The organism is Paraflavitalea sp. CAU 1676, from assembly GCF_029223285.1.
Classification (GTDB): domain Bacteria; phylum Bacteroidota; class Bacteroidia; order Chitinophagales; family Chitinophagaceae; genus Paraflavitalea.
Map to the genome: position 1 here is coordinate 551,382 of NZ_JARHUJ010000008.1, position 21,588 is coordinate 572,969.

The 21,588-nt window shown below is 51.1% G+C and carries 16 protein-coding genes; 6 read left to right on the forward strand and 10 right to left on the reverse strand.

Annotated elements, in window-relative coordinates:
• Positions 1–33: 33 nt before the first annotated feature.
• The gene (locus P2H89_RS26950; protein ID WP_275832953.1) at positions 34–3,012 is read right to left on the reverse strand and encodes a triple tyrosine motif-containing protein; all 2,979 of its coding nucleotides are present in this window, start codon (positions 3,010–3,012) and stop codon (positions 34–36) included.
• 218 nt (positions 3,013–3,230) lie between these two features.
• On the opposite strand from P2H89_RS26950, the gene P2H89_RS26955 reads away from it, so the two are divergent.
• The 4 genes from P2H89_RS26955 (at position 3,231) to P2H89_RS26970 (ending at position 12,545) form a co-directional block, all read left to right on the forward strand.
• Positions 3,231–6,338, forward strand: a complete 3,108-nt coding sequence (locus tag P2H89_RS26955; protein WP_275832955.1) for a TonB-dependent receptor — start codon at positions 3,231–3,233, stop codon at positions 6,336–6,338.
• Positions 6,339–6,362: 24 nt separating this feature from the next.
• The gene (locus P2H89_RS26960) at positions 6,363–7,895 is read left to right on the forward strand and encodes a RagB/SusD family nutrient uptake outer membrane protein (RefSeq protein WP_275832957.1); all 1,533 of its coding nucleotides are present in this window, start codon (positions 6,363–6,365) and stop codon (positions 7,893–7,895) included.
• A gap of 319 nt (positions 7,896–8,214) precedes the next feature.
• Positions 8,215–10,548, forward strand: a complete 2,334-nt coding sequence (locus tag P2H89_RS26965; RefSeq protein ID WP_275832959.1) for a carbohydrate-binding protein — start codon at positions 8,215–8,217, stop codon at positions 10,546–10,548.
• Positions 10,549–10,628: 80 nt separating this feature from the next.
• Positions 10,629–12,545 carry a hypothetical protein gene (locus tag P2H89_RS26970; protein WP_275832962.1) on the forward strand — a complete coding sequence of 639 codons (1,917 nt, stop codon included), beginning with the start codon at positions 10,629–10,631 and terminating at the stop codon, positions 12,543–12,545.
• Between the two features lie 108 nt (positions 12,546–12,653).
• Here the strand turns inward: P2H89_RS26970 and P2H89_RS26975 are convergent, their stop codons facing one another.
• From P2H89_RS26975 to P2H89_RS26995, 5 genes are all read right to left on the reverse strand, one after another.
• A complete protein-coding gene (locus P2H89_RS26975) occupies positions 12,654–13,061 on the reverse strand; it encodes a cytochrome c (protein ID WP_275832964.1) in 408 nt (135 codons plus the stop codon).
• A 152-nt stretch (positions 13,062–13,213) separates the two neighbouring features.
• The gene (locus tag P2H89_RS26980; protein WP_275832966.1) at positions 13,214–14,659 is read right to left on the reverse strand and encodes a hypothetical protein; all 1,446 of its coding nucleotides are present in this window, start codon (positions 14,657–14,659) and stop codon (positions 13,214–13,216) included.
• A gap of 16 nt (positions 14,660–14,675) precedes the next feature.
• Positions 14,676–15,677: a FecR domain-containing protein gene (locus P2H89_RS26985; protein ID WP_275832968.1), complete on the reverse strand. Its 1,002-nt coding sequence runs from the start codon at positions 15,675–15,677 to the stop codon at positions 14,676–14,678.
• 10 nt (positions 15,678–15,687) lie between these two features.
• Positions 15,688–16,281, reverse strand: a complete 594-nt coding sequence (locus tag P2H89_RS26990) for an RNA polymerase sigma-70 factor (RefSeq protein ID WP_275832970.1) — start codon at positions 16,279–16,281, stop codon at positions 15,688–15,690.
• A gap of 200 nt (positions 16,282–16,481) precedes the next feature.
• Positions 16,482–17,009 carry a hypothetical protein gene (locus P2H89_RS26995; protein WP_275832972.1) on the reverse strand — a complete coding sequence of 176 codons (528 nt, stop codon included), beginning with the start codon at positions 17,007–17,009 and terminating at the stop codon, positions 16,482–16,484.
• Positions 17,010–17,505: 496 nt separating this feature from the next.
• On the opposite strand from P2H89_RS26995, the gene P2H89_RS27000 reads away from it, so the two are divergent.
• Positions 17,506–18,264, forward strand: coding sequence for a hypothetical protein (locus tag P2H89_RS27000; RefSeq protein ID WP_275832974.1), 759 nt, complete (start codon positions 17,506–17,508; stop codon positions 18,262–18,264).
• Between the two features lie 139 nt (positions 18,265–18,403).
• Here P2H89_RS27000 and P2H89_RS27005 read toward each other — a convergent pair whose 3' ends face one another.
• Positions 18,404–18,949 carry a hypothetical protein gene (locus P2H89_RS27005; protein ID WP_275832976.1) on the reverse strand — a complete coding sequence of 182 codons (546 nt, stop codon included), beginning with the start codon at positions 18,947–18,949 and terminating at the stop codon, positions 18,404–18,406.
• Positions 18,950–19,098: 149 nt separating this feature from the next.
• Here P2H89_RS27005 and P2H89_RS27010 point away from each other — a divergent pair, with 149 nt between their 5' ends.
• Complete coding sequence (locus tag P2H89_RS27010) at positions 19,099–19,761, forward strand: methyltransferase (protein ID WP_275832978.1); 663 nt, start codon at positions 19,099–19,101, stop codon at positions 19,759–19,761.
• On the opposite strand, the gene P2H89_RS27015 is transcribed toward P2H89_RS27010, so the two are convergent.
• The 3 genes from P2H89_RS27015 to P2H89_RS27025 are packed head-to-tail and all read right to left on the reverse strand — an operon-like array spanning position 19,740 to position 21,588.
• A complete protein-coding gene (locus tag P2H89_RS27015; protein WP_275832980.1) occupies positions 19,740–20,204 on the reverse strand; it encodes a hypothetical protein in 465 nt (154 codons plus the stop codon). The two genes, P2H89_RS27010 and P2H89_RS27015, sit on opposite strands and share 22 nt — an antisense overlap.
• 41 nt (positions 20,205–20,245) lie before the next feature.
• Positions 20,246–20,704: a sterol desaturase family protein gene (locus P2H89_RS27020; protein ID WP_275832982.1), complete on the reverse strand. Its 459-nt coding sequence runs from the start codon at positions 20,702–20,704 to the stop codon at positions 20,246–20,248.
• A gap of 47 nt (positions 20,705–20,751) precedes the next feature.
• Complete coding sequence (locus tag P2H89_RS27025) at positions 20,752–21,588, reverse strand: phytoene/squalene synthase family protein (RefSeq protein ID WP_275832984.1); 837 nt, start codon at positions 21,586–21,588, stop codon at positions 20,752–20,754.

Sequence of the window (21,588 nt, forward strand, 5' to 3'; positions counted from 1 at the left end):
GGTATCGCTATCTCAATCGTTAAAAACAATTCCTTAAACGTTATCCGGAACCGACCGCATTCTTTCCGTTTCGGCCGCACTGGCCCGGTGCGCAGCATAATCGCCCTCGATCGCCTCCAGCAAATAGGCATTGAGCGAGATCTCACCAGGTATATTCAGCTTTTTGCGGAGCCGATACCGGCTCGTTTCCACGCCCCGTACAGAGATGCCGAGCAATTGGGCAATCTCTTTGGAGGTTAGGTCAATGTGTAAATAAGCACAAAGCTTCAGGTCGGTGGTGGTGAGAGAGGGGAAATACTTTTTCACCCGCGCCAGGAAATTGCTGTGCACCTCATCGAAGTGTTTGGAGAAATGTTCCCAGTCTTCATCATTGTTCTCCGCTTCCTCAAACAACCGCATCACCCGTTTGAAATGTTCTTGCGTAACCGTGGGCTCCAGCTTTTTAATGGTGGTATTGAGCACCTCCTTGATATTCGAAAGCACCCTTCCCCGGTCTACCAGGTGCATCGTAACTGTAGCCAGTTCGCGGTTCTTGAAGTTCACGTCCGAAGCCAGTTTATCATTCTGCACTTTGATCAGCTCCTTCTCGTTTCTTTCCAGTTCCAGCTGGTGCAGAGAGATCAGGTGTTCCTGCTTTTGCTGGTATTTCTGTTGTTGCATAGCAAACTTCTGTTTCTGCCTTCTATAGATCAGGAACAGTAAGCTCAGAAAGAGCAACCCATAAATAGCTTTTGCAAACCTGGTTTGGTAAAAAGCAGGCAGGATCGTAAAGCTGTATTTCATTTCAGCCGACTCAATCCCTACGTTGTTCCGTGCCTTCACGGAGAAAGTATAATTGCCATAAGGCAGGTTGGTATAGTCCTTTTCGGTTTTAGCCGTCCATTCGCTCCAGCCATCATTGATACCTGCCAGGCGGTAACTGTATTCCACATTACTGCCCTGGTCGAAGGCAGGAGATGCAAACTCGAAATGAAAATCATTGTAACCATTGGGCAGTTCTGCCAGGGCATCGTCGGTTTGCTGGTGCTGTATCACCTGGCCATTGGAATAATAACCGCCAAACAACAGGCTGTCCGACTTGCCCATCGCGCGCACGGCGCCAATCGTAACGGCCGGTCCCCCGGCAGACTGGATATACTTGCGGTAATTGATATGGTAAAGCCCCTTCTCGGCCGCCATGAAAATGTTCTCATCATCATAGGGATATATGAACTCAAAACCGTTCACGATCTTTTGCTGCAACTCGGGGAAATAGATCAGGGAGTAGGCGTTCTTGCCCGAAGGCTTGTGAAAATCGATGATACCTGGTCGCCGCTTGGAGGTAAACCAGATATTCCCATTGGCATCTTCAGTCAGGAACTGTACGCTGGTATTGCCCAGTACGTCATACAGGAGGGCGCTTTTTTCGAAGCGGTTGGCAGCGCTGTTAAACTCGTAGATGCCCTGGCTGGTAGCAACAACCACCCGGTTCCTGATCCGGTATACAAAGTTGTCGTAGTCGGAAGGCAGCCCGTTCTTGCTGGTGAACAAGGTATAATGCACGCTATTGCCCTGTAAGCTGAGCTTATACACGCCCCGGTACGGATGCGAAGCCCAGATGGTATCTTCATTATCTACTGCCAGGAAACGAAGGGATTCTTTCAATCCACCGAGATAAGCAGGAGTCATGAAGCCCTTGGTGCCGGACTGTACACCATACAAACCATTGTACGCGCCAATCAGCATCTGGTAGGGCGAGCCCGTAGCGCTGAAGGGTTTATAGAGCCAGCATCCTTTTTCGGTAATGAGTTGGGCCGCATTGTTGCCACTCACGACGAAAGTGCCTTCATGGTGGCCCATCAGCAATTGGTTGTTGACCACCGAAAGGTTCCAGACCTGCCCCTTGCTGTTGCGCACCTGCTGAAAATGGTTTTTCGAAAAGCTGAAATCGCTCGACTGGCAAATAGGTGTGCTGTACAGCCCATCCGACGTGCCCACATACAGTTTACGATCATAGACCTGCGCAGCATAGGTGGTCAGCATGTTCTTCTTGTCGGGGTAGATCTGCTTGATGAAGGTATTATAGCGGATAAAGTCGATGCCATTGTCGAGGGCCAGCCAGATGTTTTGGCGGCTATCCGCAAAGAGACGCAGCACATTATTGTTCTGCAGCCCCTCTTCCATGCTGAAGTGCTGAACAATCCGTCCGTTCTCCTTATTAATAATATAACAGCCGTTCGAAGTAGTGCCCACCGCCATTTCGGTCTCATTCAACGTGATGGCTCCATATATCCGGCTAGCGGCAAAGATGGCGTCTCCTTCCGTTTTCCACGCAACAAGCTGGTTGTCTTTTAAACGAAATAACCCGTCTTTATGGCTCACGATCAACAAGGAACCGTTGGGACCATCCAGCAGGCCGGTGATCAGTTTGTCGCCGATCGCTGCATTGGCCACGGCTGTTTTCCACACACCGGCTTCATACTTCATCAAACCATCCCGGATGTCCTGTGCATACAGGCCCTGGCGGGTATGGTACATTTTGCGCCATTCGCGCGGAGCCGCGTGCACCTTGATAGTACCGTCGCGGTACTCCAGCACCATATTGGACAGCCTGTAAAAAACAGCATTATCGTGCAGCTCGATATCCCATACATCGGCCACCGAACCGCTATTGGCGGGAACCAGGTGGCGCAGGGAATGGTATTGCAGGGCACCGTTGCGATCAGGAAAATAGTAACCCAGTTCGTCCTGGGCGCCCACAAAAATGTACCCACGCTCATCAACCTTTACCGAGCGCAGCCGGGTATGGTTGGCAATGGGATAGAGTTTCCAGTACTGGCCGTCGTAGGTGAGCAGACCCTCCGTGTTGGCGAAGTACATCAGGCCACGTTGGTCGATGGCCACATCCCAGTTCTGACCGCCGCCGCGGTATTGTTCTTTGGGATAATTGATGATGTCGGGAAAACCAATGGTGTTTTGGGCAAAAAGGGCAGTAAATGACATGGAATAGCATAGCAATAGCAGCAGCCTCATAACGCAATCGTTTGCTGTAAAAATAGGGTAAAATAAGATTGAAGTAGGCGTGGCGTAAATGGCAGGAATTGATAGCCAATATATTAAATTTTTTTGTAGTAGTAATGACGTATGTGAATATTCGTCTATGGGTGTAGTTGGGAAGTAATTTGAGGTTGTTCATGCATGCGGGCCTGCCAAACCGCATTTTACCAAAACGATCATAAAACTGCTTGTGTATGACAAAATCAATTGCTTGCGCATTCCTTTTGCTATGCCTGCTGTTGCCGCCGATGCTATGGGCCCAGCAGCTACAGGTCACCGGTAAGATCAATGACAAAGACGGTACGCCCATAGCCGGCGCGTCGATCACGGTAAAAGGCACCACCCGGGGCACACTTACAGATCCTTCCGGAACATTCTCCCTCTCCGCTTCAAAAGGCGAAACCCTGGTCTTTAAACATGTTGGTTATGCCGAACAACTTTACCCGGCCGACAAAGTTCCATCCGTGATCCTCCTGGTGCCCAAGGCGGCCGACCTGGATGATATCGTGGTGATCGGTTATGGTACGCAGAAGAAAAGCGTTACCACCGGTGCCATCTCCCGGGTTAAAGCGGCCGACCTCGAGAACATGCCCATCAACCGGGTAGAAGACGCCCTGCAAGGCCGGGCCTCGGGTATCACCATCGCTTCCAACAGTGGTCAGCCAGGCTCCGCAGCCACCGTTCGCGTGCGCGGTATTACCACCCTCAACAACAACAACCCGCTATGGGTCATTGATGGGGTTGTAGTAGATGCCGGCGGTATTGGCTTCCTCAACCAATCCGATATCGAGTCCATCGAGGTGTTGAAAGACGCAGCCTCGCAAGCTATTTATGGTTCGCGGGCCGCTACCGGGGTAATCCTCGTAACGACCAAAAAAGGTAAAATGGGGAAGGTGAACATCAACTACAATGGATTCTACGGCACCTCGGCGCCTGCCAAAAAGCTAAACCTGCTGAACGCCACAGAATATGCCACCCTGCGCAATGAAGCGGCGGTGAATGCGGGTAAAGCGGCCCCCTTTGCCGACCCCGCATCCTTCGGTGTGGGCACCGATTGGCAGGAACATATTTTCAACAAGGATGCCCGCCGGCACAACCATGAGTTGAGCATCAGCGGCGGCAGCGAAAAGTCGACCTTCTACATGTCGCTGGGCTTCCTGGAGCAGGAAGGTATCGTGGCCAGCGACATCTCCAAATACCAGCGCCTCAATGTGCGCATCAACACTACCCATAAGATCAATTCCTGGCTCAACCTGGGCGAGAACATTGGGTATGCCCACGACAAATCCGTAGGCCTCGGTAATACCAACAGCGAGTTTGGTGGTCCGCTCTCGGCCGCCATCAACCTCGATCCCATCACCCCGCTGGTAGAAATGGATCCCGCCAAAGCGGCTGCAGCGCCCTATACCAACCGGGGCGTACGCCGTGATGCATTCGGTAATCCATACGGCATCTCCACCATCGTTGGCCAGGAAATGACCAACCCGCTGGCCTATATCCAAACCCGGTTGGGTAACTACAGCTGGAGCGATAATGTAGTCGGTAATATGTACGCAGAGGTGTCGCCGATGAAAGGATTGAAATTGCGGTCGACCTTCGGCCTTAAGCTGTCCTTCTGGGGCGATGAAGCCTTTACCCCCGTGTTCTGGCTCAACGCCACCAACAGCACCACGCAAACGAACTTCCGCCGCACCAACAACCGACGTTTCGATTACAACCTCGAAAACACGGTCTCTTATACGAGAGCATTTGGCGATCACAATTTCACCGTACTGGCCGGCCAGGGTGCCTACCTCGAGAACAATACACGCAATACGAGTGTAACGTTCTTCAATATCCCTGCAGATAACTTTAAAGAAGCATCCCTCAATTTTAAAGTGCCTGCCGATCAACGCAATACCGATGGTTCCGAAGGCATCGAGCACATGGTGACCTCTCTCTTCGGTCGTATCACCTACGACTACCAGGAGAAATACCTGTTCCAGGCCCTCGTAAGAAGAGATGGTTCTTCCCGCTTTGGTCCCAATAAACAATATGGCGTGTTTCCCTCGTTCATGTTGGGCTGGGTAGCCACTAAAGAGAATTTCTTCCCGGTTAACAGCGGCATCAACTTCCTGAAGTTCCGTGCCGGTTATGGTGCGGTAGGTAATGACAATATCGGCGACTTTGCCTTCGTCTCCACCGTAGGTAGTGGCCGCAACTATACCATCGGCACCAGCGGCAGCTATTCGCCCGGTTACAGTCCCAATGCCCCCTCCAATCCCAACCTGAAGTGGGAAGAGACCCGCACCGCCAATATCGGATTCGATGCGGTATTGTTCGATAACTTCAACGTAACAGCCGAATGGTTCAGCAAGAAGACGGTCGACATCCTGCAAAATCCCCGTATTCCCGGGTATGTAGGTGCCATCGGCAACCCCGCTGCCAATATCGGTACCGTGAAGAACACGGGTGTTGAATTGGAACTGGGTTACCGCAAGCGGTTGGGTGAACTTTCTTTCTCGGCCAATGGCAACGTATCGTGGATGAAGAATGAAGTCACCTTCCTCGGCAACAATATCAAGTTCCTTTCCGGCGGTGCAGGCTTCCAGTCCATGAACTTTGGATCCATCACCCGCACACAGGTAGGCCAGCCCGTTGGTGAGTTCTTCGGACTCAAGACCCTCGGCATCTTCCAAAGCCAGGCCGAAGTGGATGCCCATGTCGATAAAACAGGCAAGAAGATACAACCCGATGCCAAAGCCGGTGATTTCCGCTGGCAGGACACCGATGGCAGTGGTGTGATCGATGAGGCCGACCGCGTATTCATCGGCAATCCAACCCCCACCTGGACCTACGGCATGACCATCAACCTCGAGTACAAAGGTTTCGATGCGGTGATCTTTGGACAGGGGGCCTTCGGCAACAAGATCTTCCAGGGCCTCCGCCGCCTCGATATCGGCAATGCCAACTGGCAGGTCAAGACCCTCGGTCGCTGGACGTCTCAAAACCCCAGCAACGACCATCCCCGGCTTAACCAGGACGATCCCAACAAGAATTACAACAACCCCTCCGACTTCTACCTCGAAGACGGTGGTTATTTCAGACTGAAGACTTTACAGATCGGTTATACGCTTCCTGCGAATCTCATTAAGAAGGCAGGCTTGAACAGGGTTCGTTTTTATGTGATGAGCCAAAACCTGTTTACACTTACCCAATACACCGGCTACGACCCGGAGATCGGTGGCGGTGTCATGAGCATCGACCGGGGCATTTATCCCCAGGCGCGTTCGTTCATGTTAGGTATCAACGTTGGCTTATAATCATCTTTAAAAATCAAGCAAACAATGAAAACTCTTCAAATAGCTTATAGCGTGCTCATCGCAGCAGGATTGTTGACAACCTCCTGCAACAAAGAATTCCTCGAGGCCGATCCAAGAGGCCAGTTCCTGGAAGACAAATACTACCGCAACGAGCAGGAAGCCTATAATGGTCTCGTGGCCGTGTATGATGTGGTTGGCTGGCAGGGTGGTGGCTATGTAACCAAGATCGGTACCATGGATGCCGGCTCCGACGATCACTTTGCCGGTGGTGGCGGCCCCAACGATATCACCAATTACCAGGTATTCTCCAACTATACCCTGAGCCCCGCCGTAGGTCCGCACCTCGAACTGTGGGCAAAAGGGTTTAGCGGCATCTTCAGGGCCAACACCCTGCTGGCGAAGCTGCCCAAAGTGCCGATGGATGAAAACAACAAGAAACGGTTTACGGCAGAAGCAAAATTCCTGCGTGCCTATTTCTATTTCGATCTTGTTCGTTTCTTCAAATCCATTCCCTTGCTCACAGAGCCGGTGGCGCCCGAGAAGATGTACGATGTATTGCAGGTAACCTCCGATGTGGTGTATGCCCAGATCGAAAAAGACCTCAAAGAAGCATTTGCCGAACTGCCCGCCTCCTTGACCTTATCAACCCAGGCCGGTCGGGCTACCAAGGCGGCTGCACAATCTTTATTGGGTAAAATGTATCTCTGGCAAAAGAAATACAAGGAAGCTGCTGCCGAGTTTGCCGTGGTGAATGGAACGCCCGGTGGCACCGGCGCTTATGGTAATAAACTGTTCTCCACCTTTGCAGGGCTATTCTCACTGGCCAATGAGTTCAATACAGAATCTGTATTTGAAATATCTTATACAAATACCTCTGCCGGTGGATGGGGTTGCGTATCCTGTACAGAAGGTAATGTGCTCAACATCATGACCGGGCCGCGCGGTTACAACCGGAAAGATGCTTCTGCGCCCGACTATGTATCTGGCTGGAGCTTCCTGCCGGTTACGGATGATCTCTTCAATGTAATGAAAGACGATCCACGCCTCAACGCCACCATCGCCAACCTGAAACAGTTGGAAACCGATAATAAGATCACTTACCAGAAGGGATACATGAATACCGGTTACTTCCTGGAGAAGACGGCTGGCCGCGAAAGTTTCAAGTGGACAGGCGCCGGTAACATGGAGCTTAACTTTCCCAAGAACATGTACGATATGCGCCTGGCCGATCTGTACCTACTCGAAGCAGAAGCGCTGCTGATGACCAATAGCGACCTGCCCAGAGCGCAGGCCCTGCTCGATGCTGTGCGTGACCGTGCTTATGGCGATGCGCTGCACCGTGTACCGCTCACGCTCAACAACCTCAAGCTCGAAAGAAGGATGGAGCTTGCTGGCGAAGGCCATCGTTGGCTCGACCTGGTGCGTTGGGGCGATGCGCCTACGGTATTGGGCCCCCGTGGTTTCAAAGCCGGTAAACATGAGTACCTGCCCATTCCGATCCTGGAATTGGAGAACACTAAAATTGAGCAATTGAAAGAATGGGGTGGAACGAAATAATCCCTGAACTCCCGCCCTGTTCTTATCTTTTTTGATACAGGCAGTTAGCGTTATTGATGGATAACGCTTCGCGTTTCGCAAGCAATCACTTAAAGGTGGAACGCATTTACCTTTCCAGGTTGAATGCTTCCACTTTTTTTCCCTGCTCAATGACGCTTCATTTGATAGCAACCAATAGCAACATCCTCCAATAGAACACAGCGGGTGCACCATTGCACCAGGCTGCTTAATCCGTTTGTTAACCAAAAAACCAATTCATATGAGTGTATGTCTACCAAAAGTAGCGAGGCTATTATGTTGTAGTCTGCTAACGATGCTTATGCTAAACCTCTCTGCCAGCGCCCAGTTATCGCGGCTGCGGGCAGATGGTCAACGAATTGTCAATGCCAGTAACCAGGAGGTGATGCTGAAAGGCGTAGGCCTGGGCGCCTGGCTGCTGCAGGAAGGGTATATGATGAACCCCAACAGCGGGGGCACCCAATGGTCGTTCAAACGTACTTTATACAACCAGGGGCAAACAGATGCACAGGTAGAGGCTTTTTACCAGAGCTGGCGCGATAACTTCATTACTCAGGCCGATATCAACTGGATCGCCGACCAGGGTTTTAATTGTGTGCGTATCCCTATGCACTATGAACTATTCCTTACCGCAGCACAACGCGCTGTGCGGAATACCGTGGCCCGCAATTCATCTAATTATACCAACTATGTAAACTCCATCACCAGCTGGTACAACAACAACCAGCTGTTTACCGATGTCAATACCGAAGGATTCCGTACCCTTGAAAACTGTTTGAACTGGTGTGCCGCCCGTGGCATGTACGTGATCGTCGACCTGCATGCAGCACCCGGCGCGCAGGGCACCGATGCCAATATCTCCGATGCCCTCGTGGCCAATGATCTCTGGAACCGTACCATATTCCAGGACGTTACCGTACGCCTGTGGCAGGCCATTGTTACCCGGCACATCAACAACAATACCGTGGCCTTCTGGGACCTCATCAATGAGCCCAACAATGTACCTGGTGGCGGACAGGCGATCTTTAGTCTCACGAACAGGCTGGTGAACATGGTGCGCGGACTGGGCGATACCCACCTCATCATGATCGAAGGCAATGGCTGGGGCAATAACTATGACTGGCTCGAGCCTAATAAGTTCACCAACCAAAGCAACCTGGTGTACAATGCCCACCGCTATTGGATACCCGAGGCCGATGACAATGTGCGCGATGGCAATCCCAACCAGATCAACCGCATGATCAACCTCACGGAGTTTCGCACGCGCTGGAACGTACCGGTGTGGGTGGGCGAAACCGGCGAAAACTCAGACGCCTGGTTGAGGCAGAATGTCGACAAGCTCAATGCAGCCGGTATCGGCTGGTGCCACTGGACCTACAAGCGTACCAGTTCAAGTCCCAACGCAGCCTTGCGCAGGATCGTTGGACCGCCTTACCTTACGGATGGCGTATCTGCCATGAGTGGCGTGCTCAACAATATACCCTTTGCCAATACGGTGGTCAATAGTGGACCGCTGGCGGCCGTTGATCCCCGCAGGGGAAGTTCAACCACCTGTACAGGTACTTACAATGCGGTACCGGCAACGATACAAGCCGAAGCGTACTGCGCCATGAGTGGTATTCAAACAGAAGCTTGTACCGACGCAGGTGGCGGACAGGATGTAGGTTATATCGATGCAGGCGATTGGCTGGGTTACCGCATCAATGTGCCCACCGCTGGCAGCTATACAATTCAATACCGGATCGCGAGTCAGAGTGGCGGCGGTAATATACGTCTGGAGCGCTTTGGGGGTGGCACCGTATTCGGCACGCTTGCTGTGCCTTCCACGGGTGGCTGGCAAACCTGGCAAACGATCTCACATACGGTTACATTGCCGGCAGGGCAGCAGGAGATAGGTCTGGCTGCAGTAGCAGGTGGTTTTAACCTTAACTGGATCAGCATTACTTCCAATACGCCGGTGGGTGCGCCCATCGGGCAGATCATAACGTTGCGCGGTATCAACAATCAATTTGTATCGGGCGAGAATGGAACACAGGCCATGCGTTGCAACCGGGCTACCGCAGGCGATTGGGAACGGTTCTCCGTACTCGACGGCGGCAATGGCACCGTCGTGTTGCGCAGTATGGGTAAATACGTATCGTCGGAGAATGGTGCTGCGGCCATAACCTGTAGCCGTACCGTGGTGGGCGGCTGGGAGCGCTTTACCTGGGTCACCAATGCCGATGGCACCATTTCTCTGCGGGGCAGTAATAACCTCTATGTGAGTTCGGAGAATGGCACTACGGCCATGACCTGCAACCGCACGGCCATCAGTGGCTGGGAGGCTTTCAACTGGGCATCGGTAGGCACCGTGGCCAATGCCGATATCAACATTGTTACAGCCATCGCGTCGCCGGATGCTGCTACGGCAAGGCTCCGGTTGCAGGTGTATCCCAATCCATCGCCGGGGGCGGTTAACATCAAAACCACTTTACCCGGCAAGGTGGTGATCTTCGATGTAGCGGGAAGAACCGTGTACCAGGGCACGATCAGGAAAACGCTCACCATCTATTCCCTGAAACAGGGTGTATACACAGTGCGCGTTGCAGGCGATCAGCAATGGGTCGAATCGAAGAAACTGGTGATACGAAATTAATAACGTTATACTTTATCAACCGCGCTGCTTTCGATGGCAGGGCAGTTGTTGTTTATTATCTTTAACCAAATTCCTATTCATTGGATCATTCAACATCGCGCAGGCAGTTCTTAAGAAATACATCACTGGGTAGTATCGGATTATTGAGTGCCGGTGACGGGATAACACAATGGCTGGGTAATATGGCCGATCCGGCGCCGGACCTGATGAAACTGAGCAGTCAGCTGGTCAATACCTGGGGTAAGCGCTTGCTGAGTTTGCAGGTACTGGATGCTTCACAAACCGATAATTATGGCGGCATCCTGTGCCCGGGTTATAACATCGTACACGGCAGGGTGGGGGATACCATTTATCCGTTCCTGCACCTGGCAAAGAAAACCAATGACCATCGTTTTGTGGATGGCGCAGTGTTGTTGTACCGCTGGATGGAGCGAAGGGTGAGCCAGGACGATGGCTCGTGGTTGAACGAACCCGTCAAGGGCGCGTGGAAGGGAACCACTATTTTCTCCATCATAGCCTTGTGCGATGCATTGCAATATCATGGGGCATTGCTCGATGAACCTTTCAAGCAGGAACTGAGGGCGAGGCTCAAGAAAGCAGGAGATTATGTGTACAATAATTTCTCGCTCGACTATGGCAATATCAATTACCCCATTGCTGCTTCATATGGATTGAGTTTACTGGGCACGTTGCTCGATATTCCTGCCTATAAAGAAAAAGGCCGGGCTTTCGCGCACCAGGCCATTAAGTTTTTCACTAAGAAAGACGGACTGTTGTATGGTGAAGGCGACCTGTACCAGGCGAGTGCCAAAGGCTGTTATGCGGTAGACCTTGGCTATAATGTTGAAGAGTCGCTGCCTTCTTTGGTGCAATACGGCTTGTTGACCAAAGATGAAGAAGTGCTGGGGATCGTTACCAAAGCGCTCAAGTCGCACATGGAATTCATGCTGCCCGATGGCGGCTGGGACAATAGCTGGGGTACGCGCAATTTCAAGTGGACCTATTGGGGAAGCCGGACCTCCGATGGATGTCAGCCGGCTTATGCTTTGATGGCCAACCGCGATGCGCGCTTCCACACGGTAGCTTTAAAGAATGCTCAATTGCTGCAGCAATGTACGCATGATGGACTCTTGTATGGAGGTCCGCACTATGTATCGCACAAAGTGCCGGTGAGTGTGCATCATACCTTTTGCCATATCAAGGCGCTAACTACGATCCTGGATCACGAAACGGTAAAGCCCCAACCCAGAAAAGAATCGCCATTTCTGCCCAGAGAACAACCCTATGGAGTGCGGGCTTTTCATGATATACAAACCTGGCTCATCAGCCAGGGACCGTTCCGTGCTACGGTGACGGGGTACGATAAGGAATACAAAAAGACAAATGGTGGCCATGCTACCGGTGGGGCATTAACCCTGCTGTGGCATGAAAAAACAGGCCCCCTGCTGGCGTCGAGTATGAACGAGTATCAACGCTATGAAGCAGGCAATATGCAGCCCGACAACGATCCTTTGTCGATGCCGCTTACGCCGCGGATCGAATGGCGACCGGGGGAAGAGCTATATATGAACTGCAATGACCTTACTGCTGCAATCGAAACTAAAACTTCGCAGGATGTCATCGAGGTGCAGGCTGTTTCTAAACTGGTCAATAAAGCACAACAGTCGCCTGCGGGCGGTGAAGTTCGTTGCCGCACGAGCTATTCTTTTGCAGCCAATACAGTGAGTTGCCGGTTTAGTTATGAGGGCGCCACGGGCGCTGTTACGCCGCGGGTCGTTTTTCCGGTGGTATCGCCAACTGGCGAAGCCGTTACAATAGTGAACGATCAAACCATCCTCATCGATAAAGGCACGGTAAAAGTAAAGCTGACGACCAATCGCTCGTTTAAGGTGTTGCCCACCACCAATGGGCGCCTGTTCAATTTTGTGCCGGGATTGGAGGCGGTGCCGCTGGCGATCCTGGCCAATGATGCTACGGTTGTAATAGAAGTGATTTAATACCGAACAGATTTACAACAAAACAGGCAAGCCTTCGAAGGCTTGCCTGTTTTGTTATAAGGTATCAGGAAAAGCTGCCATCGCAGCCTGATTTTCGATGGATACACTTTACTGCTTTACTTTCTCCACTTCTTTCGCGGTGATGAGTTTCCCTTTATTGCCCCAGCTATTGGTGATATAGGTAACCACATCGGCAACTTCTTCATCGCTGATATTGGGCGAAGGCATCGGGGTGCTGTATTTAACACCATTTACTTCGATGGGGTCACTGAGTCCGAACTTTACCGCCTGAATCACTTTGGTGATGTTTTTCATATAGCTCGACTTGGTGAGGGGCGGTATGGCGCCGGGCATGCCTTTACCATCGGCGAGGTGGCAGGTGATGCACAGCTCTTCATAGAGGGCTTTACCGCGTGCTTTGGATTCTGCCAGTTTCTTATCCTGTACGGGCGTCCAGGCCAATGCTGTTATAGCTGCTACGAGCGTGCCTGCCACGATTGTTTTCTTACCTATCATAAGTACGATATTGTTGTGCGGGTACGGTGAGTACAATTTTTTGATTACAGATTGCTTTTTCCAGCACTAAATATAGGGTGGATTGTACAATATCGTGCCTCCGTTGCTATAAAATAATCACAACAATCGTTGATTGTGACACCCCTTCCGCATTAAAATCGCTTTCCGATGGTAATAGCGGCCTCTTGGATGACATCGCCTTCGGTATCGGTTTGAAAACCACCGGCTATGCCGAGCGTGATCCGCGGGCCCAGGGTCCAGCGGTATTGGACCTGGAGGAGGGCACCCAGGGTGATCGTATGTTGAGGCGTAGTGTTCCAGAACTCGACCACAGTGAACGGTAAATTGGAGACGCGCGGCGGGTAAGTGGAATAACCATCCGAGCCGCTGGCGCAAGACTGAAACCTGCCGAAGGGACCCAGGTTGATCATCACTTCATGGTGGGCACTGTGCACCGGGCTGAAGCCGCCCAGGATGCCCAGCTGTACGCCGGCAGTCAGTAAACGTATCGAACGATCTGTTACCTGTCCTGTCAACTGGTCTTTTTCGATGATCTGGTCTTGTCTCCAATTCATAGTGCCGCGGAGGTCGACGGTGAGTGAGAACTGCTGTGATAGATATTTGGCGTAGGAGCCAGCAAAGACAATGCCGTCATAGTCGCCGCCGCCATGCTTACTATACCCCAACAACAATTGGATGGCTTCGTCGTCGGGTGCGGCATCTTCATCATCATCGATCGTTTCATTGCGGCGATTGCTATGGGCGGAAGCTGGTGGTTGAGCTGTACGGGTCGCGCTGGTTTTGGTTGAACGGGCGTTGCCTGCGGGTGAGGTTGGGCTGGTTTTCACCACCGGCTTAATACCAGTTTGGGTGACGAGGGATAATGATTCGATGATCCTTGCCTCCTGGGCTGCCGACTTACCACTGATCGCTTTGCCCGCAGTAGTGGTTGCCTGGGTGGCAGCTACTCCGGAGGTTGTTGGAGTAGAAGTTGTTCCAGCTGCTGTTCGCTTTGCCGCAGACTCATTGGTTGATTGCCTGCCGGCGGTTTGTGGCGCTTGTTGATTGGAGACTGTTCCCGTTGCTGTTTGCTTTGCAGCTGATTCGTTGCCTGATTGTCTGCCAGCAGTTTTTGTTGCTGGTTGCCTGGCAGCCGTATCGGCCCGGTGCTGCGTACTGTCGATGTGAATGCGGATCGTGGGTGGTGCTACCTTGTTGCGGCCTTTACTGTTGGCGGCTGGTGCGGCGGGTGGTTGTTGCGTGTGGGCGCTGGTGTTATTGGCTTCATACAGGATGATGTGATTGCCTACTACTTTGTGTTGTATGCCCAGGCTTTGCTGCAAGGTCTTCAACCACTGCGACAGGGACTGTTGGCGCTGGGGCACGGTGATGGTTTGCGAAGGCCTTACTTTGGCAGTACTGAAGGAGAATTCAACACCGGTTTGCCGGGCAAAATGGTTGAGCAGCGTGTCTATCCGGACAGCACCCGATTGAACCGTGATGGGCTTTCCGTAGGTACTGGTGCTTACCTGGGCGCGTGTGGCTGCCGACAGGCAAAAAACGAGGGCAATGAGGCAGGTTGTGTTCAGGTAGTTCATGGCTTACTTGTTTAAATTACTCACAGCCTTTACCGCTGAGGGTGATCAGGTTCCCCTGGCGGCGACTGTTCGTATTGAGTGTTGCGTTGAGGATGTTCAAAATATAAGGAAGTGTTCTGTTGTCGAATCGGGCCGATAGCCGGCATCCGGCGAGCGATGGTTGATCGAACTGGAACTGTATATTGAAGGCTTTCTCCAGGTACTGACAGGCTTCCTGCACCGTGAGGTCGTTGAATTGGAATGACTTCGTGGCGTAGCTAACGCTGTTCACATCGATCGTACCGGCGAGGTAAAGCGATCTCTTCTGTACATCATAGATACCAGTATGGTCTTTGGGCACCATGATGGCTTGTGTGCTGGTAAACATTTTAACCATACCCGACAGCACCTGCACTTCAATATTTCCGGACGGCGTAATATCCCTGACATTGAATGATGTGCCCACCACCTGGATCGTAAGGTCGGCTATACTGATCGTAAAGGGAAGCTGCGTGTTGTGCGTTACATCGAAGTACGCTTCCCCACGAAGCTGCACGGCACGGTCCAACTGGTTGAAACCGGTTGAATAAGTGATCGTGCTGTTATGGTGTAATGTGATGGCGGTGCCATCGGGTATGGTAACAGGTTTGATTTCCCCGGCGCCGGTGGTTGCCGTATAGGCTATGCTATTGGCTGGTGGTTGCACAGGTGACGGTTTCAGAAACCACCATAGCGGCAACAGGAGTAATAAGATGGCGGCGGCAGCAAGCCAGCGATAGCGCAGGGTTAGTAGGCGGGCAGGTTTCCCGGCCGGTGGGAGTTGGGCATTTAAAGCCTCCCAGGCCTGTTGTGCGTCCGGCACCGGTGGTGCGGCATTGCCGGGCAATTGATCCCAGAGCTGCCGTATCTGCCTGAATTGCCGGGCATTTTCGGGATCGGCGAGCCAGTCGTCGAGTGCCAGGGCTTCCGCTGGGGTGGCATCTCCGCAGAGGTATTTAGTAATGAGTTCGGTAAACATGATGTGGTCGTTGCTGTTCATGATGGGTGTGTTAGATAGCTCCTGTAAAAAGAGAAACGATATAGAGAATGACCAGGTCGGCCAGTTGTTCGCGCAATAGCCTTAGGGCTTTTCCCATCTGTACCTCTACTGTTTTGATGGAAATAGTCAACTCTTCTGCGATGGCGGCATATTTTTTTCCTTCCAGCCTGCTTTTGCAAAACACTTCCCGGCACCTCGGGGGCAATGTATCGATGGCCTGGTGAATGCGTTCGCGAAGCTCTTTATCCTCGGCTGTTTGCACTGGCGGACTAACATAGCGCGCGGCGATGCCTGCCTGGTGCTGGTCGCGCGCTTTACGGTTGCGCACAGTATTCAGCGAAAGGTGGTAAACGGTCGTGTACAGGTAGGCCCTGGTGGCTCCGTGAACGTTGATATCACTGCGTTTTTCCCACAACTTCAGGAAGGCTGTTTGTACAATGTCTTTTGCTTCTGCCTCATCGTTCACGATGGACCAGGCGTATCCGAAAAGTTTCTCGAAGTATGCGTGAAAGCATTGTTGGTAGTGGGCTTCCACTGGCGTATAGGCTTTGATGGTATTACAAACGCCGGAGGCGGTGTTTTGCGGTTGCCATGTCAGTATCATATCCCTAAGACACGGTACCGGTAAAAAGCCCTTATGCGGCGCCCTAAATAGCACCAGTAAGTTATCCTTCTTTTACCGGGCAGCACGAAAAATAGGACGAACGAACCATTTCGCCGGCCGGATAGCCTGGTAGGCTGCAAAAAAAGAGGTGTGCCTGGCAGACACACCTCCTGCATGGAAACCCTTTGTGTTGAAGGAATCTATTGTTTTGCCGGTTCGTTGAGGATGCCCGGTGTTCTGTCTTTCGTTTGATTCAGTTTTACGGCATAGGCCACCAGGATCGATATAACGCCACCAACCCCAAAGTTCACCAGGGTCGCCGTGATGGCGATGATCATGAGGGTGCCGGCGTTGTTAATGTTCATGGCGTCGGGCGATCCTTTCATGAAGGAGTCCGGGCTATGGCCGCTCAGGAATTCTGGAATAAAGAACAGGCAGAGCATAAAAGATAGTAATACCGATATAATGATGCCTGTGAGAACGACCATATTTCCTGCAATGATCATCATCCAGGTGCTCTTGTATTCGGGCCGGCGTTTGGTGAGCCGTATGGTGTACAGCAATATGACCAGCATGAACAGGATGCAGCCTATGAACACAATGGCTGAATAATAATAATTCGCCAACGATAAATAAACAAGTACTGGGATCGAGTAAGCAAGTCCGGCCAGTGCACCCCACAGCAGGTATTCGCGGAGGTGCCTGCGATCGAATAGTATGTTTGCCATAATGGGTTTTATTTGTATGCTCAATTGTGTGCCCCATTATTGTGCCATCAGCATTAACAGGTTGAAATGATTGGGTTTAGGGGTTTTGTTCTACGAACGTTTATCCATTTCTTTCTACAGTTATACATATAAAAACCCTCCGGCTGCTCGCCAGAGGGTAATAGATTCCTACGGGTACGGGTCTGCAATGAGGTTGGGGGTACGATTGAAAAACAGGGTACGGATCGTTTGTTGTACTGGTCTTTCGGATTTGGATAGTAAAGCGTTGCGGATGTAAAGATGCACCTGCGGTGAGGCGAAAACAAGAATTTGGATACCTAATGCAGCAAGTAAAGTGGATTGGGGTACATTTTGTTAAGGGTTTTACTTAGCGTTGAGGGTATTATCGTGGTCCCGATCTGTAAAACTTCGTTAAAACACCATGGCGAAAGCAGCTTTGGGGTGGTTTGTGATACCTAAATGGTAGATTGAGCGTTGGTCGCTAAACAGCTTGCTCATGGCCAATAATTCTACACGATTCAAATTTGCTTTTGTTGGATGTATTCTGGCAGGGATCCTTTTTATCCAGTACAGCTGGGTGAACCTGGTGCGAAAAGAGAAACTGGAGTCGGTGAGGTTTCAGCTGGTAAAAAGTATAGAGCATGTGGTAGATAAGATCACGCTGAATGAGCCTGCGCCGGCGGTGGAGCGTACCATTCTGGACAAACTGCTCCGGCAATCCTTCTCGCAACGGGGCCTGGGTCATGTGCCATTCGAGTTCTCCCTTCAGTCTAGCCGGTATCCCGTCGCTTCACCGGGCTTCAACAACAAACTGGCCGCCAACCCCAACAATTTAACACTGCAATATGTGATCGGGCAACCTGCTCCTGCGCACGCAACGGAAGATCTGTTGATATTGGTGGTGCCCTCGTGGCGAAAGATGGCATTGAATGACACGACCTGGATCATGCTGGGCTCTATCCTCCTCACGCTGATGATCGGGGGCATTTTTTATGGTACCTATATCTGGGTAAGCCGGAGACAACAGTTGTATAACAACCGCACAGCCGATATCGAGCGAATGATCCAGCAATTGGAAACACCCCTCAGTACCGTATCGGTGGCTGCACAGGCCTTGGGCGACGCCAAAGTATTGAATGATACGGAAAAGATCACTTACTATCAGCAGATCATCAACAAAGAGGTGAAGCGGATGAATGAGGAGGTCAATAAACTGCGTTCAGCTACTGAAGATAAGGATGTAATAGATGAATAGCGAAAAGCTGGAGGTTGCCCTGCGTACACATTCTTTCAACAAACATTATTTCACGGCAATAGGATTACAGCAATACACCGGTAGGTATGCTGCCGGCCGGTGTATTGCTGTGCGGGTTCTATAAGAAGGCCGCTTTTGCTTAAAACTTTTGTAAGAATGGCAAGGGCTCCCCATTGCCATTCAGCTTGAGGTAGATCGCTTTGGTGCCATCGGCTTCGTTGCCGGTGGTGTAGGTGTACTGGGTTTTTAGCGTCATTTCACTTTTCTGCATATCCCTTTCTTCTACGGTGCGGCCATTTTGGGTGCGCTTGTAATGCGCTGCATTGGCATGCGTGATGATGGTATGGTTCGTTTCATTGATCTCTATAGTTCCTTTGCTAACGGATTGCTGGTAAGTAACGACGGTGCCCGAAACTGCGCTGGACGTAAAATACTGTTCGTAGGTGCCATTGGCATTGAACTTAAATGCAATGGCAAACTGAACCGCATTGCCCAGGTAGTCGCCGGGGTTTTGTGTCCAGTACTCGGTCATCGAGAAGTTGCCGTACATCCAGTTTCCCTGCAGGGCGGCAGATACATTGGTACGCGGACCGTCACCGTAACCGTCTGCACTGTTCTTGTCTTTCTGGCAATGGGCGAATAGGGAAGATAGCACTACCGCTATCAGCAATATTGTTTTATTCATGGCTTTATTTTGCCGGCAAATCTAAATGCCTGCGGGAAGGCGGGAAACGGTGCGGAGTATGAGTTGTGCATTGCCTTGTGTGAATTGGGAATGGGATAAGCACATGGGAAAGAACAAAATGCCTTTACTTTACAGGTTTAATTGTCTTCATGGCAGTATCACTGGAATTACAACGACTCGAACGGCCGGGTTATACCATCGACCTGTATGTGCCCAATGCACAGGAGGTACAGAACGACTATCTGCGGCAAACGCAGCTACAGGCGGGCGTGCCTTTTCCGCATTGGACGAAATTATGGCCGGCGGCACTGGCCCTGGCCGACTTTATTCACCAGCATCCTGAGTGGGTGGCTGAGAAGCAGGTGTTGGAGTTGGCTGCGGGACTTGGCTTGCCTTCTTTTGTTGCTGCACGCAGGGCGAAGGCTGTATGTTGCAGTGATTACCTGGAGGAGACAGTAGTTGCGATGGAAAGATCGGCACAGCATTTACAGCTGTCGAATGTTACTGCCCGCTTGCTGGATTGGAATCATCTCCCTGATGACCTCCACCCGGATGTGCTGCTACTGAGTGATATCAATTACGATCCTGATCAGTTTGACCGCTTATTCCTGGTATTGCAGCGTTTCCTGGGGCAAGGCACTACGATCCTGTTAACCACACCGCAACGGCTCATGGCCAAGCCATTTATTGAAAAGCTGTTGCCGTGGTGCAGGCGCCAGGAGGAAATGGTGGTCGATTATTTACAGCAACGCACGGCGGTCAGCTTGCTGGTGTTGAGGGAAGGCGAGCTTCAATCCTCCCTGCTCAGGTAGCGGCTGATCCTGTTCCGCAGACTGCTATCGGTTTGATGAAGGTGTTGTTCCAGGAATAACCTGTCGGTCTTGATCTGTCCGCCGTATCCAAGGAGAGAAGGTGTATTCGTTTGAATAGTAAACCGTAGAAAACGCAGTTCTATGTTTTGGTCATCGGCCCCGATGGCCTTTTCAAGCATCTTTTTTCCTTTTCTGAAGGAGGACAATTTAGAGAACGGACTGCCGATATGTTTTGCCATGATCATATAGGCACAACCCTTGTATCCAAAATACAGTGGCGTAGTTTCGTCGTAGGGCTTCAGCAGCGATATCAATTCCTCGCAATACGGTTTTCCGCCGGGCGCCTTTTCATACAGCGATCGTATTTGCACCAGCCTGCTATCTGTCGTAAGTAAAAAAGAAACGCAAATGCTGAGCAAAAGGCTTCCTGTCTTTAACATCATTCCATATCATTTATTAATATTAGGTAGCGATCCCCTGCCTGTCAGGTGTTCTTTTTACCAAAATATAACCGGAAATATTTAACGGGTACCCAAAGAAAGCCAAAGCATTCACCCTTTTCCTTTCCGGTATGCCTGTGGTGCTGCTTGTGCGCCCGCCGGATCGCCAGCAGGTAGGGGTTACTGGTATTGCGCAGTATTTTCAGGCGTTGGTGAATAAATAGATCGTGTACAAAAAAGTATGCCAGGCCGTAGCACAAAATGCCAAGCCCGATGAAGAACAAATAATTGAATCCTCTCGCAGAACCCAAATACATCAGTACGACGGTGGGTATGGCGAAAATGGCGAAGAACAGGTCGTTGCGCTCGAGATCACTGGTATGACTATGGTCGTGGTGGTCTTTGTGCAGCGACCACAGAAGGCCATGCATAATGTACTTATGGATGAGCCAGGTTGCTCCTTCCATGAGTACAAATGTTGCTACTGTTATTAAAACATTCATGATATTCTATTTGATGGTTCGCTTCGTTGTAATGATGGCGCCCGATGTTAAAAGGCGGCGATCTTGTATTGAATATAGCTGCTCATCATCAATGATAACTTTTGCACATTGGGTATCCTGATGCGGCGCTGTAATATCTTCTGCGCGGGCGTTTGCCTGATCTTGTTGAAGAGCGACAGGTAATACCTGTAAGCCAGGTATACGCCAAACCGTGAACAGGAAGGCAGTTTTTTTATTCCTGTAAGGGCTTCTTTAAAGTCAGCTTCTATGTCCCTTTCGATGGCCGCTTTGATACTGTTGTCGAACAGGTCCATTTTCAGTTCGGGGAAATAGGTGCGACCGAGCGTTTGATAATCGTCTTTGAGATCCCGGAGAAAATTGACTTTTTGAAAGGCAGCGCCCAGCTTCATGGCATAGGGTCTCAGGGTTTCATAAACCGCTGCATTCCCCTCTGCAAAAACCTTCAGGCACATCAGTCCCACTACTTCGGCCGATCCGAGAATATACCGGTTGTAGCGTTCGGTATTGTAATCGATGGGCTGCAGGTCCATCTTCATGCTTTCGAGGAACTGTACGATGAGTGACCGGTCGATCTGAAATTGTTGCACGGTTTCCTGGAACGACTGCAGGATCGGGTTAAGCGATATGCCTTCATCAAGGGCCTGCCAGGTTTGTTCTGTGAACCGCTCCAGCAGTACGGGTTTGTTGTAATCATGGAAGCTGTCTACGATCTCGTCGGCCAGCCTTACATATCCGTATATCGCATAGATGGCCGGCCTGATAGACGGATTCAAAGCGAGGATGCCCAACGAAAAGCTGGTGCTGTATTGTTGGGTGGTTATCTTACTTACCTGTCGCGATAACTCGTCGAAAAGCAATTTCAA

Coding starts and splice junctions, on each gene's coding strand:
- P2H89_RS26955 (WP_275832955.1), top strand. CDS start 3,231: ATGACAAAATCAATTGCTTGCGCATTCCTTTTGCTATGCCTGCTGTTG.
- P2H89_RS26960 (WP_275832957.1), top strand. CDS start 6,363: ATGAAAACTCTTCAAATAGCTTATAGCGTGCTCATCGCAGCAGGATTG.
- P2H89_RS27020 (WP_275832982.1), bottom strand. CDS start 20,704: ATGAATGTTTTAATAACAGTAGCAACATTTGTACTCATGGAAGGAGCA.
- P2H89_RS26995 (WP_275832972.1), bottom strand. CDS start 17,009: ATGGCAAACATACTATTCGATCGCAGGCACCTCCGCGAATACCTGCTG.
- P2H89_RS27010 (WP_275832978.1), top strand. CDS start 19,099: ATGGCAGTATCACTGGAATTACAACGACTCGAACGGCCGGGTTATACC.
- P2H89_RS26990 (WP_275832970.1), bottom strand. CDS start 16,281: ATGATACTGACATGGCAACCGCAAAACACCGCCTCCGGCGTTTGTAAT.
- P2H89_RS26950 (WP_275832953.1), bottom strand. CDS start 3,012: ATGAGGCTGCTGCTATTGCTATGCTATTCCATGTCATTTACTGCCCTT.
- P2H89_RS26980 (WP_275832966.1), bottom strand. CDS start 14,659: ATGAACTACCTGAACACAACCTGCCTCATTGCCCTCGTTTTTTGCCTG.
- P2H89_RS26985 (WP_275832968.1), bottom strand. CDS start 15,677: ATGAACAGCAACGACCACATCATGTTTACCGAACTCATTACTAAATAC.
- P2H89_RS26965 (WP_275832959.1), top strand. CDS start 8,215: ATGCTAAACCTCTCTGCCAGCGCCCAGTTATCGCGGCTGCGGGCAGAT.
- P2H89_RS26975 (WP_275832964.1), bottom strand. CDS start 13,061: ATGATAGGTAAGAAAACAATCGTGGCAGGCACGCTCGTAGCAGCTATA.
- P2H89_RS27005 (WP_275832976.1), bottom strand. CDS start 18,949: ATGAATAAAACAATATTGCTGATAGCGGTAGTGCTATCTTCCCTATTC.
- P2H89_RS27000 (WP_275832974.1), top strand. CDS start 17,506: ATGGCCAATAATTCTACACGATTCAAATTTGCTTTTGTTGGATGTATT.
- P2H89_RS27015 (WP_275832980.1), bottom strand. CDS start 20,204: ATGATGTTAAAGACAGGAAGCCTTTTGCTCAGCATTTGCGTTTCTTTT.